This window comes from Kribbella sp. NPDC020701, assembly GCF_055562215.1.
The window spans coordinates 350,433-363,466 of the sequence record NZ_JBVHFT010000002.1; the positions used below are offsets into that span (position 1 = coordinate 350,433).

The following is a 13,034-nucleotide window of genomic DNA, read 5'->3' on the forward strand; positions in this document are numbered from 1 at the left end:
AGGAAGCCGGGTCGCGGGCGGTCAGGAAGCGGGGTCGCAAACGGTCAGGACGTGAGGTCGCGCCACACCTTGGCGAAGCCGTCGGTCACGTCCTCCGGGCGGACCGCGATCCGCAGCCAGTCCGGTCCGAGCCCCGGGAACGTGTCGCCGCGCCGGACCGCGAATCCACGCTGTCGCAGGGATTCCCGCAGTACGGCGCCACCCTCGACCCGCACGAGCACGAACGGTCCACGCGGCACGCCATACGTCGAAACCGGACCACGCACCCCGGACCCGGCCGAACCGGACGTGGCGGAGCCCACGGACGCGACCAAACCCCCGGACCCGGCCATGCCCCCGACTCCCAGGCTGTCAAGCAGATGGACGCGTTGACGCTCGATGTCCAGCGCCGCCTGGGCCGCCTCCTCCACGGCCCGTTCGTTGCTGCAGGCAATTGCCGCCGCAAGTGCAGGAGTGGACACCGGCCAGTGCGGCTGGACAGCAGCCAACTGCTCGATCAACCCGGGCGCCGCGAGTACGTACCCGATCCGCAGGCCGGCCAGACCCCACGTCTTGGTCAGACTCCGGATCACCACCAACCCCGGGATCGAGGCAGCAGCGAGCGACTCAGGTTCGCCCGGTACGGCGTCCATGAACGCTTCATCGACGACGAGGATCCGATCCGGGCGCGCGAGCTCACGCAGATCGTCGGCGCGATGCAGGACCGACGTGGGGTTGGTCGGATTGCCGATGACCACGAGATCAGCGTCGGCCGGCACCGTCCGTGGATCGAGGACGAACCCCTCCTCGGCACGCAGGATCACCCGGTCGACCACATGCCCGGCGGACCGCAGCGCCGCCTCGGGTTCGGTGAACTGTGGATGAACCACCACCGCATGCCGCGGCCGGAACGCCCGCGCGATCAGTACGAACGCCTCCGCGGCACCCGCCGTCAACAGCACCCGAGCCGGCGCCACCCGGTGCCGCGCGGCGATCGCCGCCACCGCCGCGTCCTGCCGTGGGTACGACGCCAGGTCGGTCAAACTGCACGTGATCTCGTCGATCAACCACTGCGGTGGTGTACCCGCCCGCACATTGACAGCGAGATCGACCAGCCCATCTCCGACCTCGAGATCGCCATGATGCTCCAGATCAAACCCATCCAGCACCCCTGGAGGCTAGCGGTTCCAGCCGGATTCCGGACCAGTTGGTCCAAGCACTGGGCGTTAGCGAGGGGTCACGGTGTACCGGCGGTTCCGCAGTGACGGATTGCGCGTGCGTACGTCGGCCAGCCGCTCGGCCGACACGTCCGCGAGCGCGTGCCCGTCCGCCTCACCCACCGACGCCAGAGCAACCCCCTGCGGGTCGATGACCTGACTGAGACCGCAGTACTTCTTCCCGTTCTGCGCAGCGGCCGCCACGTAGCACGTGTTCTCCACCGCCCGAGCGGTAAGCAGAGTGGTCCAGTGGTGCTCCTTCAAAGGCCCACGGACCCACGCGGCAGGTACGACGAGCACCTCGGCGCCGGCGTCGATCAGAGCGCGCGACAACTCAGGAAAGCGCAGGTCGTAGCAAGTCATCAGGCCCAGCGACACGCCGCCGACGTTGACCACCACCGGCGCTACGTCTCCCGGCGTCAGCTGATCCGACTCCTTGTACCCGAACGCGTCGTACAGATGGATCTTCCGATAGGCGCCGAGCAACGATCCGTCCGCACCGACGGCCAGCAGCGTGTTGTACGGACGGTGCTGGTCGCAGCTGCGTTCGAACATCCCGGCCACGATCGCCAAGCCGTGTTCGAGCGCACACTTCCGCAGCGTGTCGACGAACTCCCCGTCCAGCGCTTCAGCGGCCTCCGCCACCGATCCGCCTTCGATGGCGAAGTCGGACATCATCGCTTCCGGCAGTACGACGAGGTCCGGCCGGCCCTGGGCCGCATCGGCGACGACGCGGGTCACCAGGTCGCGGTTCGCGGCCTTGTCGAGGCTGCTGGCGGTCTGCACCACGGCGATCTTCACGTCTCCATGGTGCCGCAAAGGCGTGGGACTTGAACCCAGCCGCAGCACGTCGGGTGGGAGACTGCCTTCGTGGAGTTCGACGCGCTGGTACTCGCTGGGGGTGGGTCGACCCGGTTCGGCGGGGTGGACAAGGCGATGCTGGTGCTCGAAGGCATCACGCTCCTCGACCGGGTGCTGACTGCGACCGCTGACGCCGTATCGACCGTGGTGGTCGGCCCGGTCCGCACCACCTGCCGCCCGGTCGCCTGGACCGTCGAAGATCCACCGTCCGGCGGTCCGGTCGCAGGGATCGCAGCAGGGCTGAGCCATGGCACCGCACCGGTCGTCGTACTCCTGAGCTGCGACCTGCCGTGGCTGACAAAGGACGACGTCGCGCAGCTGGTCGACGGACTCGGTGACCACGACGGCCACGGACTGCGGGACACGGACGGCCGCGAACAACAGCTCGCGACCGCGTACCGCCGTACGGCGCTCACCGAAGCGATCACGCAGCTCGGCGATCCCCGCGACAAGTCAGTACGCCGCCTGCTCGCGGGACTCGATCTCACCTGGTCGGCGCCCACCCGAGCGGGCGACGACGTCGACACCTGGTCAGATTTTGACGACTGAAAACCGATAGACACCGCTTCTAGCGTGAGGCTGTGGATATCGAGGCGATGGTGGCCAAAGCCAGCCCGGACAGCGAAGTCACCGAGGTCGTCCAACGGACCGGCGGCCAACTGAGCACGGTCTTCGAGGTACGACGAGTAGACGCCGACCCGCTGATCGTGAAGCTGTACGCACCGGAGTGGGCCTGGAAGCAGGCCAAGGAAGTGCATGTCTACCGCTTGCTGGCCACGGAGCTGAACGGCTCCATCCCACGAGTGATTCACACCGATGAGCACGACGCATTCACAGTCCTGACGAAGCTCGACGGCGTACCGCTGTCGGAGTTCGAGCCGACTGACTGGCGAGCGACGTACGCCGAACTCGGGCAACTGCTCGCCCGGGTGCATCGGATCCCACAACCGGCGTACGGGTATCTGACCGACCAGATCCTCGATCCGTTGCCGGACAACGATCAGTACATGCGCAGGCAGTTCGCGAAGAAGCTCGACGAGTTCGAGCAGCTCGGCGGAGACCAATTACTGGCCGAGAGGATCGGAAAGTTCGTCGATCGCCACCAAGGATTGCTGGCGAACAACGAAGCACCCGTCCTCTGTCACAACGACTTCCACGAGGGCAACGTGCTCGTGGATCCGGTGACCGGGCGGGTGACGGGATTCATCGACGTCGAGAACGCGATCGCCGCCGACCCGCTGATCGACCTCGCGAAAACCGCGTCGTACTCGATCCGCGGCAACGCCGACAAGCTCGCCGGTCTGGTCGACGGGTACGGCGCACTCCCCACGGACTGGGCGGACCGCCTGCACCTGTACCGCGTCTATCACTCGCTCGAACTCTGGGACTGGTTCAAGTCGATAGGCGAGACCACTCACCTCGAAAGCATCGCAGCGGAGCTGGCCGAGCTGGTCAACGGCTGAGGGTACGGTGGGCGGCATGCGAGCTGTCGTGTGTGAGGGTGCCGGCGGAATCGAGGTTCTGACGGTCGGCGAGATCGAGGATCCGCAGCCGGCCGTCGACGAGGTCGTCATCGACGTGGTCGCCGCGGGGGTGAACCGGGCCGATCTGCTGCAGCGGCAGGGGTTCTATCCGCCGCCGCCCGGAGCACCGGGGACGATCGGGCTCGAGGTGTCCGGCACGATCTCCGCGGTCGGCGCGGAGGTCGAGGGCTGGTCGGTCGGCGACGAGTGCTGCGCGCTGCTCGCGGGTGGTGGGTACGCCGAGAAGGTCGCCGTACCGGCTCCGCAGGTGATGCCCGTACCCGAGGGGCTCGACCTGGTCAGCGCCGCGGCGCTGCCCGAGGTGGTCGCGACGGTGTGGTCGAACGTGTTCATGACCGCGCATCTCAAGGACGGCGAGACGCTGCTCGTGCACGGCGGCTCGTCCGGCATCGGCTCGATGGCGATCCAGCTCGGGGTCGCGCATGGCGCACGGGTGCTGACCACGGTCGGCAGCGTGGACAAGATGGAGTTCTGCACCCGGCTCGGCGCGGATGTCGCGATCAACTACAAGGAAGCCGAGTGGGCGTCGGTCGTCCAGGAGGCGACCGGCAAGGCCGGCGCGGACGTGATCCTCGACATCATGGGCGCGAAGTACCTGACCGACAACGTGAAGACGCTCGCGTACGACGGCCGCCTGGTGGTGATCGGGATGCAGGGTGGCACGAAGGGCGAGCTGGATCTCGGCCGGCTGATGAGCCGCCGCGGATCGATCACCGGAACCGGCCTGCGGGTCCGCTCGGTCGAGGACAAGGGCCGCATTCTCGCCGAGGTCGTCGGCCACGTCTGGCCCCTGATCGCCGAGAAGAAGGTCCGTCCGATCGTCCACGCCACCTACCCCCTCGCCGAGGTGGCCCGCGCCCACCAGGACCTCGAAGAATCCACCCACCTGGGCAAGATCCTCCTGACTCTCTAGGCGGTCGGCAGGTTGGCGGCCAGCCAGTCGGGGTCGGGGGCGACCAGCTGGATGACGTCCACCCAGGTGCCTTCGGGGTCGCGGACGAAGAAGTGCCGCTGCCCGAAGACCTCGGTGACCGGATCGGTCTCCAGCCGAACGCCGGCCTCGGTGAGGGCGGCGGCGACCTTGTCCACGTCGTCGACGATGAAACCGAACAGATGGGTGCTCTCCCCGGCGGCGGACACCGCGGCCGGGACCGTCGCGTGCCCGCGCTCGCAGATAGCCAGCTCCCAATCGGCCTCACCACGGCGCAGGGTGATGAACCACCCGAGGTCGATGGCGATCTGTAGATCGAAGTGCTGCTGGTAGAAGGCGGCGACCTCTGCCGGCCGGTCGGTGACCACGGTCGCGCCGAATGCCGCGGGTTGCATGCGGTTCTCCTAATCACTACAAATGTCGTTGTTGTGTACGACAGTTGTAGTGGATGCCTGCTACGCTTGTCAACATGCCCAGCAACCCCGAACGCCGGACCCGACTCGCCGACGCCGGCCTCGCCGTCCTCGCGGAAGCCGGCGCCCGCGGCCTGACGCATCGCGCCGTCGACGCAGCGGCCGGACTCCCCGCCGGAACGGCGTCCAACTACTTCCGTACGCGCGACGCCCTCCTCGGCGCCCTCGGTGAGCGCATCTTCGAACGGCTCGCACCCGACGAAGCTGTCATCGAGCCACTGTCACACCGCCGGCCGAGCATCGACCTGGTCGTCGACTACGTGCGCTACATCGTCGAGCGCCTCCTCGGTCGCCCCGAGCTCTCCCTGGCCCTGCTCGAGCTCCGCCTCGAAGCCGCCCGCCGCCCCGACCTGCACGAGATCCTGTCCCGCACCATCCGGCAGGGCTTCGACGCCGACGTCTCGTTCCATGTCAACGCCGGCCTTCCCGGCGGCGCCGAAGAGGTCCGCCTCCTGCACTTCGCGATCGACGGCCTGGTCCTGGACCAGCTCACGCCCGGCACCGGCCGCCCGTACGACGTCGACGCCATCACCACGCGCCTGGTCCGGCGCCTGGTCCGCGAGGACTAGACCGGTCGCTTGACCAACACATACTCGGTATGCATACTCAGTATCCATGTCGATCAAGCACGGGTTGCTGGCGTTGCTGCGGGAGGGGCCGAAGTACGGCTACCAGTTGCGGGGTGAGTTCGAGGCCGCGACCGGAGCCACCTGGCCGCTGAACATCGGGCAGGTCTACACGACCCTCACCAGGCTCGAACGAGACGACCTGGTGAGTGCCGCGTCCGCTGAAGCTGACGGGCGGTCGATGTACCAGATCACCGACGCCGGCCGGGCCGAGCTGGCGAAGTGGTTCGAGACCCCGGTGACGCGCGAGTCGCGCCCGCGGGACGAACTCGCCATCAAGCTCGCGCTCGCACTCGCCGTACCGGGCGTGGACGTGAGCGCCGTCGTCCAGCGGCAGCGGATGTCGACGATGGGATCGCTGCAGGAGCTGACCCGGCTGAAGCGCGGCAGTCGCGACGGAGAGATCTCGTGGCAGCTCGTGCTGGAGTCGATGATCTTCGCCGCCGAGGCCGAGATCCGCTGGCTCGACCACTGCGAAGCCCTGCTCTTACGCCACCGCGGCCGTCCCGCCGCGACACCACAGACCCACGCGGTACCGAATGAGCAGGAGGCCAGGCGATGAGCGCCGTTCTCGACATCCGCGGCCTGACCAGGACCCACGGTCAGGGCGAGCAGGCCGTCCACGCTCTGCGCGGCGTCGACCTCGCGGTGGCGCCCGGTGAGCTCGTCGCCGTGATGGGCCCGTCCGGCTCCGGCAAGTCCACGCTGCTCACCTGCGCCGGCGGACTCGACCAGCCCACCAACGGCGAAGTACTTGTCGACGGCAACGATCTGACGACGCTGAGCCGCAACGCGGTCGCCGCGCTGCGGCGGAGAAGGATCGGCTACGTCTTCCAGGACTTCAACCTGATCCCCGCCCTCACCGCGGCCGAGAACGTCTCCCTTCCCCTGGAGCTCGACGGCACCCGGACCCGGACCGCCCGCAAGTACGCCGAAGCCGCCTTACAGGAGGTGGGTATCGATGATCTCGCCGACCGATTCCCCGAAGACATGTCCGGTGGCCAACGGCAACGAGTCGCGATCGCCCGCGCGATCGTCGGCGAACGGCGTTTGCTCCTCGCCGACGAACCGACCGGTGCTCTCGACTCCGACACCGGCGAAGCGGTCCTCCAGCTACTCCGTGATCGCTGCGACCAGCACGGCATCGGCGGCGTGCTCGTCACCCACGACGCCCGGCACGCGGCCTGGGCCGATCGCGTGGTCTACCTGCGCGATGGTGTGCTGGTAGGCCAGTCCGGTCCGCTGCCCGAGGCCGACGCATTGCTGCAGGAAACGCTCTGATGGGCCACTGGGGTCCACCATTGCGGATCGCCCGACGGACGACGAGGAAGTCGCCGGGCCGGACCTTCCTGGTCGCGGCGCTGATCGGCCTGCCGGTCGTCGCGGCGACCTGGATGGGAGTGGTCTTCCAGACCTCGAGCCCGAAGGGTGAAACGCTCGCCACGATCACGGTCGGCCAGGCCGACGGCCAGCTGAGCGTCACGCAGTACGGGAAGCTCCAGGAGTTGCCCGGCGGGCCGTCGCTGCAGTTCGGCGAGCCGCCCGTAGTCCGCGGCGCCGAGCAGGCGGTCCGGACACCGTCGACGTTCGATCCACTGCCGTTGCTGCCGGCTGGGAGTACCGTCGCCCGCCAGTTCGTCGACGCCGGCACGGTCGAGATCCGGGGCCCCGGGTCGAACACGTCCGTCGGCCTCGTCACCGGCGACGGGACGAGTCCGCTCACCCAGGGCACCGTGAAGCTGGACGAGGGCCGGCTGCCCGCGGCGAAGAACGAGATCGCCATCTCGCCGTCGCTGGCCGATCGCCTCGGACTCGGTATGGCGTCCGGCACCGTGGTCGCCGCGGACGGCACGAGCTACTCCGTCGTCGGATTCGTCCGCTCGATCTCGGGTCCGGGCGCGCCTACGATCTTCGCCCCTCCGGACACTCCGCTGCAGACCGCGGACACGGCCGGCAGCGTGCGCTACCTGGTCAAGCTGCCCGCGTCGGCCGATCCCTACAACCTCTCCACCCAGCTGCTCGGGCACGGCCTGTATCTGTTGCCGCGGGCAAGTATCGTCGATCCGCCGCCGGACCCGTACGGCATGACGAGTGCGCAGATCGGCCCGTACGCCGCGGTGGCGCTGGTGATCGGCTTCGGCGTCCTCGAGATCGTCCTGCTCGCCGGTACGGCGTTCGCCGTCGGAGCCCGGCGGCAGACCCGGGAACTGGGCCTCGTGATGGCAGCCGGCGGGACACCGCGGGACGTCCGCCGCATCGTGCTGATGCAAGGGCTGTTCGCCGGTCTGGCCGGGGTGATCGGCGGGCTCGTCCTCGCATTCACACTGGTCCTCGCGGGGAAGCCGCTGTGGGAGCGGATGACGTCGTCGGTGTTCGTCGCGTGGCAGGTCCCGTGGCGGACCGTCGTACTGATCGCTGCCCTCGGCTTGCTCGCCGGCCTCGCGGCGGCCGTCGTACCGGCGATCAGTGCGGGCGGGCAGGCGCCGATGGCGGCGCTGGCCGGACGATTCGCGACGACGGCGGTGAAGGCTCGGATCCGGGTGGCAACGGTCGTTCTGCTGATCGCCGGCGTGGTGTGCGTGGCCATCGGCAGCTGCCTGATCGCCGCGGCGCTGAAGCACGCGCAGCAGTCGACTCAGCCCGGTTACCAGCCGACGGCGACACCCACCGGGCCGATCGCCCTGGTGCTGCTCGGGATCACCGCGACGATCGCCGCCCTCGTGTGGATGTTGCCCAGTCTGGTCGGGAAGCTCGCCGGCCTGGCGCGGATGCTGCCGCTGAGCGCACGGATGGCCGTCCGGGACGCCGCCCGGCACCGGCACCGGACGGGTCCGGCGACAGCCGCGATCATGATGGCGGTGGCCGCGACGGCTGCAGTCGCCTTCGCGGCGTCGAACGCGATCGCGGCGTACGCGAAGGAGTACACCCCGATCGCGCGCCACGGTGACGCGGTCCTGCGGTTCGACACCGGCCCGGGTTCGCCGGCGTACTCGCGCACGATCGTCGACGACGTCGCCGCGCACCTGCCGGTCCGGCACACCTACGAGCTGGGTTCGATTTCGTTGCCGAACGCAAGGGCTGATCAGTACGGCTTCGTGCCGTCGCTCTACGCCAACGCGCCCGAGAACACCGAGGGTATGACGGGGTACTCGGTGCTGGTGGTCGATCCCACGTTCATCGCGCGCTTCGGCGAGTACGGCGTCAAGGCCGCGGCCGAACTGCGGGCCGGCAAGGTCGTGATCCCCAGTACGAAGCTCACGGCCGGCCAGACCATCACGCTGCACAACCAAGGCCCGTCTGACACCGGCGACAAGGGCTGGGCCGTCGAGGCGGCCTCCGTAGGCATGACGCCGAACGTCGAGTTCCTCCGCAGCAGCGCGTTGATCACCCCGGACGGGGCCCGGAAGTACGGCCGGATCGACGTGTCCGAGATCCAGTACGAGCTGACCCGCAAGCCGACCGATACGGAGCTCGCCGCGGTGGCGCGGATCCTCGGCGGGGACGACGTACTGCAGTTGGAGGAGGGCTACCAGAGCCCGGCGCGCGTGTTCCTGATCGGGATTCTCGCGGCGGCGACCGTGGTCACCCTGCTCGGCGTGGCGATCTCCGTGTCGTTGTCGGCCGCCGAGGGCCGCGCGGATCTCGCGACCCTCGCGGCGATCGGGGCCCAACCGCGCCGGCGGCGGTCCCTGGCGGCCGCCCAAGCCTGGGTGCTCGGCCAGCTCGGCTGTGTTCTGGGTGTCGGTGTCGGCGCGCTCTACGGTTACACGGCCCACGCGGCCTTCGGCTCCCCGCACTTCATCGTCCCGTGGGCGGAACTCGGCGGCATCGTGATCGTCGTACCGCTCTTCGCCGGGCTGCTCGCCTGGCTGATGACACGGTCCCGGCTACCGATGGTGAGCCGGATCGACTAGCCGGCCTGGGCGATCTCGGGGTAGGCGACGGGGTACGGCGGTGTGCTTGTGACTCTCCATTGACCACAGGCACACCGCTGGTACACGACCATGCCTTCGCTGACCTGATGGGACGACACCGCGTTCCAGCGGTGCCGATGAACTTCGTCTCCGGCTGTCATGTGTCCATCGTGATGTAATGGCATTATGCATCTCAACCCTTACGGCGCGGACGCGGTCCTGCTCGCGGTCAATCTGGTCACCCGGCCGGCGACCACCCCCGAGGAGCTGGCCGAGCGGTGCGAGGAAAGTGGCGTCGAGAGCCGCCTGGTCCGCGAGCGCCGCGTCACCGCGGCGGACCTGGCGGCAGTGCGAGTCGCTCTCGACGAGTGGCTCGCGGTCGTGGACGCGACCGATGAGCGGACGCGGGTCGACCTGATCAACGCGATGCTGGCCAAGTACACCGAGCATCCACGCCTCACCAACCACGCCGGCGACGGCTGGCACATGCACTACCGGCCGGACAGAGTGCCGGTCGGCCGGCTGGTCACGACGCTGATCAGCACCGGTACGGCGCTGCACCTGGCGGGCCGTGGCATCACCAGGCTCGGGCGCTGTGCGGCGGCGGGCTGCGACACCGTGTACGCCGACCTGTCGCGCACCGGCCGGCAGCGGTACTGCAGCCCCGCCTGCGCGAACCGGGACGCGGTCCGGCGGCATCGCGCGAAGGCGTCCTGAGTTGTCCACAGGCGACCGTTCGGGGTGCGGACAGCGGATCCAGAAGCAGATCTAGGATGGGCAAATGACCGAGAGCAGCAGCGAGAGCCAGGAAATTCCGATGGCCGGTGCGCGGACCGAGGACGGCAAGGTGCTGATCGTCGGGCCGGACGGAATGGCCGTCGAGGGGCCGCCGCGCTCCGAGCGTGATCGGGACGAGCACGACGAGCAGGACGAACCGCGATCGGTGACCGAACTGGTCGAGCAGCCGGCCAAGGTGATGCGGGTGGCCAACATGATCCGCAACCTGCTCGAGGAGGTGAAGTCCGCTCCGCTCGACGAAGCCTCGCGGCAACGGCTGAAGGCGATCCACGAGGCGTCCATCAAGGAGCTCGAGAGCGGCCTTGCGCCCGAGCTGGTCGAGGAGCTGGAACGGCTCAGCCTCGACTTCACCGACGACACCACGCCGACCGAGGCCGAGCTGCGGATCGCGCAGGCCCAGCTGGTGGGCTGGCTGGAGGGCTTGTTCCACGGCATCCAGACCGCGCTGTTCGCCCAGCAGATGGCGGCGCGCCAGCAGCTGGAGCAGATGCGCCGCGCACTCCCCGGTGGCCAGCAGGTGCCGGCCGAGGAGGGCGTCCCCGGTTTCCCCGGTGCGCCGCAGGCCGGCAACACCGACGGCCCCGGCAGCGGCGGGATGTACCTGTAGATCCCTTAATTCAAAGGCTGAAACAACACTTCGAGGACGGCGGCGACGCCGTCCTCGTCGTTTGCCGGGCACACCACGTCGACCACGGCCAGTACGTCGGGATGCGCGTTGGCCACGCCGTACGACGTACCCGCCCAGGCCAGCATGGGCAGATCGTTGACCGAGTCACCGAACGCGATCGTCTCGGCCGCCGAAATCCCTTGGTCCGCAGCGAAATCGGCCAGCATCGCGGCCTTGGAGACACCACTCGCGGAGATCTCCACCAAACTGTGACCACCGCTGTGACTCGCGGTCACCCGATCGCCGACGACCGGACCGATGCGGGCCAGCAGTTCGTCGGAATGCCAGCTGGGGTGGCGGACGAGCAGCTTGGCAGCCGGCTCGGAGAGCAGTACGTCGATGGCCGCGACCAGCGTGTTGTCGGGCCTCGGCCACCGGTTGAGGTAGTTCGGTTCCTGTCCGTAGCGGTCCGATCGCTCGATCGCGAACTCCACGTCGGGAATCTCCGCGCGGATCGCCTGCGCGACCTCGAGGGCGACCGCCGGGTCGATCAACCGGGTCCGGATCGCCTTGCGGCGCACGACGTCGTACAGAATGGCGCCGTTGGCAACTATTGCGACACCGTGATCACCGACCAGGTCGGACAGGTCGTGCAGCCAGCGAGGTGGCCGGGCGGTGACCATCACGAAAACACTTCCGGCGTGCTGGGCCGCGAGGACCGCCGCGCGGGTGCGCGCCGACACCGTTCCGTCGCTGCGGACCAGCGTTCCGTCGAGATCGGTGCCGATCAGGCGGGGTGGACGAGGGCTGTCGGTGGCGGTCACGCGGCCACCGTATCCTCCGGGTTCCACTACTCCTGTCGGCACGTCCGGCGCAAGCCATCCGACGTCGGTTTCAGACGTTTCTGACTTATCTGATTGAGCTTTTGACAACGTCATCAGACCGTTACGGCAGGATGCTGCAAAGGCAGCAAGTTCCCCTGCGCAGCCCGGTTTGCGCGTGATTTCATGCGTTGGTCTGGCGGGGAACCGGGGGCGATTCGGCCGCGTCGTAAGCCTGTTCTGGATCAGCGCGACTGATACTGCCCCACCAACCCTGAACAAGACACAAACGCCACCAAACCGTTGCGGAGTTGGCTGCAACCAAAACCGCGGCAGCGGCGTCAACAGTTATGGATCGGTGCGTCCCGCGCCCGGGACGACACGGTGGGTCCGGCAACAGTTCGCCGGTCCATCAGCTAGTGGATCTGTAGGACCGAACGTCGTTTCACCGTTCGTTCACGCGGGTCCTGATACTTGGGGAGCCATTGATGACCGTCAACAGCGCCAATCTAGCGGGGCCAGGGGGCAATAGCTCCCGAGTGGCTGTCGACACATCTTCCAACAGGGAAGGGGCAATGACCGGCTGCATCGCCCGCTCGGACATTTTCCAGCACCGCCTGATGGAAGAGCCGCCGCCCGCGTCCGCCACCCGTCGCACCCGGGAGCGGTACGAGCAACTGGTGCGTGACGCGAAAACGTTGTGCGCTGCGTGCCCGCTGTTCACCGACTGCCTGTACAGCGCCGTCGCGGAGCACGACGTGAGCGGCTTCGTCGCCGGAACCACCGCGGTGCAACGGCGTTCGATCCGCAACCTGCTCGATGTCGAGGTCCAGGCCGACGACTTCGACCAGCTCGCCGGTGCCCGTGGCACCCGCCGGCCGGTCAGCCACGAGGAAGTGCTGCGGCTGCGTACGCAGTACCCCAACGACAGCCTGGAGTCCCTGGCGATGCGACTGGGATGCTCGCTGTCCACGGTGAAGCGTCACCTGCGCCGCGCCCGCCGCGGACAGAGCCCGGCGGCCAAGACGCCGCGGCCGCGCCCGGAGGTCAACGCCGTACTCGACGCGTTCGACACCGTGATCGACCACCAGCAGCTCCAGCCACGCCGGACCGGCAGCAGCCGGGTCGCCTGATCCGATACTCGGCCCGCCAGCGGACTATCGGACACCCCTCCTCTCTTCTTCACTCTCGAGCTTTGCGCTCGACAGCGGAGAAGAAAAGAGATGAAGGAGCAACGAGGGCCCGGAATCCCTGTACAGACAG

General features: G+C 68.4%; 14 protein-coding genes. 10 read left to right on the forward strand and 4 right to left on the reverse strand.

Annotation, left to right across the window (positions count from 1 at the left end; genetic code table 11):
- Positions 1-44: 44 nt before the first annotated feature.
- Both cobC and ACZ3HV_RS05210 read right to left on the reverse strand, forming a co-directional pair.
- The gene (gene cobC / locus ACZ3HV_RS05205; RefSeq protein ID WP_465681100.1) at positions 45-1,148 is read right to left on the reverse strand and encodes an Rv2231c family pyridoxal phosphate-dependent protein CobC; all 1,104 of its coding nucleotides are present in this window, start codon (positions 1,146-1,148) and stop codon (positions 45-47) included.
- 57 nt (positions 1,149-1,205) lie between these two features.
- Positions 1,206-1,997: a carbon-nitrogen hydrolase family protein gene (locus ACZ3HV_RS05210; RefSeq protein ID WP_465681102.1), complete on the reverse strand. Its 792-nt coding sequence runs from the start codon at positions 1,995-1,997 to the stop codon at positions 1,206-1,208.
- Between the two features lie 69 nt (positions 1,998-2,066).
- Between ACZ3HV_RS05210 and mobA the strand changes: the two genes are divergently transcribed.
- Genes mobA through ACZ3HV_RS05225 form a run of 3 tightly spaced genes read left to right on the forward strand, consistent with a single transcriptional unit; the run spans position 2,067 to position 4,514 of the window.
- Positions 2,067-2,606, forward strand: a complete 540-nt coding sequence (gene mobA, locus ACZ3HV_RS05215) for a molybdenum cofactor guanylyltransferase (RefSeq protein WP_465681104.1) — start codon at positions 2,067-2,069, stop codon at positions 2,604-2,606.
- 32 nt (positions 2,607-2,638) lie between these two features.
- Positions 2,639-3,520 carry a phosphotransferase family protein gene (locus ACZ3HV_RS05220; protein WP_465681106.1) on the forward strand — a complete coding sequence of 294 codons (882 nt, stop codon included), beginning with the start codon at positions 2,639-2,641 and terminating at the stop codon, positions 3,518-3,520.
- Positions 3,521-3,536: 16 nt separating this feature from the next.
- Positions 3,537-4,514 carry an NAD(P)H-quinone oxidoreductase gene (locus tag ACZ3HV_RS05225; protein ID WP_465681108.1) on the forward strand — a complete coding sequence of 326 codons (978 nt, stop codon included), beginning with the start codon at positions 3,537-3,539 and terminating at the stop codon, positions 4,512-4,514.
- Here ACZ3HV_RS05225 and ACZ3HV_RS05230 read toward each other — a convergent pair.
- The gene (locus ACZ3HV_RS05230) at positions 4,511-4,927 is read right to left on the reverse strand and encodes a VOC family protein (RefSeq protein ID WP_465681110.1); all 417 of its coding nucleotides are present in this window, start codon (positions 4,925-4,927) and stop codon (positions 4,511-4,513) included. The genes ACZ3HV_RS05225 and ACZ3HV_RS05230 overlap by 4 nt on opposite strands.
- A gap of 74 nt (positions 4,928-5,001) precedes the next feature.
- On the opposite strand from ACZ3HV_RS05230, the gene ACZ3HV_RS05235 reads away from it, so the two are divergent.
- The 6 genes from ACZ3HV_RS05235 to ACZ3HV_RS05260 all read left to right on the forward strand — a co-directional run bounded on the left by ACZ3HV_RS05235 (position 5,002) and on the right by ACZ3HV_RS05260 (position 10,950).
- A complete protein-coding gene (locus ACZ3HV_RS05235) occupies positions 5,002-5,574 on the forward strand; it encodes a TetR/AcrR family transcriptional regulator (protein ID WP_465681112.1) in 573 nt (190 codons plus the stop codon).
- A 46-nt stretch (positions 5,575-5,620) separates the two neighbouring features.
- A complete protein-coding gene (locus ACZ3HV_RS05240; RefSeq protein WP_465681114.1) occupies positions 5,621-6,193 on the forward strand; it encodes a PadR family transcriptional regulator in 573 nt (190 codons plus the stop codon).
- The gene (locus tag ACZ3HV_RS05245) at positions 6,190-6,912 is read left to right on the forward strand and encodes an ABC transporter ATP-binding protein (protein WP_465681116.1); all 723 of its coding nucleotides are present in this window, start codon (positions 6,190-6,192) and stop codon (positions 6,910-6,912) included. Before ACZ3HV_RS05240 ends, ACZ3HV_RS05245 begins: the two co-directional genes overlap by 4 nt.
- Positions 6,912-9,545: an FtsX-like permease family protein gene (locus tag ACZ3HV_RS05250; RefSeq protein ID WP_465681118.1), complete on the forward strand. Its 2,634-nt coding sequence runs from the start codon at positions 6,912-6,914 to the stop codon at positions 9,543-9,545. The genes ACZ3HV_RS05245 and ACZ3HV_RS05250 overlap by 1 nt, the downstream gene beginning before the upstream one ends.
- Before the next feature lie 186 nt (positions 9,546-9,731).
- Positions 9,732-10,262 (forward strand): CGNR zinc finger domain-containing protein, encoded by a 531-nt coding sequence (locus tag ACZ3HV_RS05255; protein WP_465681120.1) that lies wholly within the window; start codon positions 9,732-9,734, stop codon positions 10,260-10,262.
- A 64-nt stretch (positions 10,263-10,326) separates the two neighbouring features.
- On the forward strand, positions 10,327-10,950 hold the full coding sequence (locus ACZ3HV_RS05260; RefSeq protein WP_360380195.1) for a bacterial proteasome activator family protein: 624 nt from the start codon (positions 10,327-10,329) through the stop codon (positions 10,948-10,950).
- A gap of 5 nt (positions 10,951-10,955) precedes the next feature.
- Here the strand turns inward: ACZ3HV_RS05260 and ACZ3HV_RS05265 are convergent, their stop codons facing one another.
- Positions 10,956-11,774, reverse strand: coding sequence for an HAD hydrolase family protein (locus ACZ3HV_RS05265; RefSeq protein ID WP_465681123.1), 819 nt, complete (start codon positions 11,772-11,774; stop codon positions 10,956-10,958).
- A 572-nt stretch (positions 11,775-12,346) separates the two neighbouring features.
- Here ACZ3HV_RS05265 and ACZ3HV_RS05270 point away from each other — a divergent pair.
- Entirely contained in the window at positions 12,347-12,904 is a 558-nt protein-coding gene (locus tag ACZ3HV_RS05270; RefSeq protein WP_360380200.1) for a WhiB family transcriptional regulator, read from the forward strand.
- Positions 12,905-13,034: the final 130 nt, after the last annotated feature.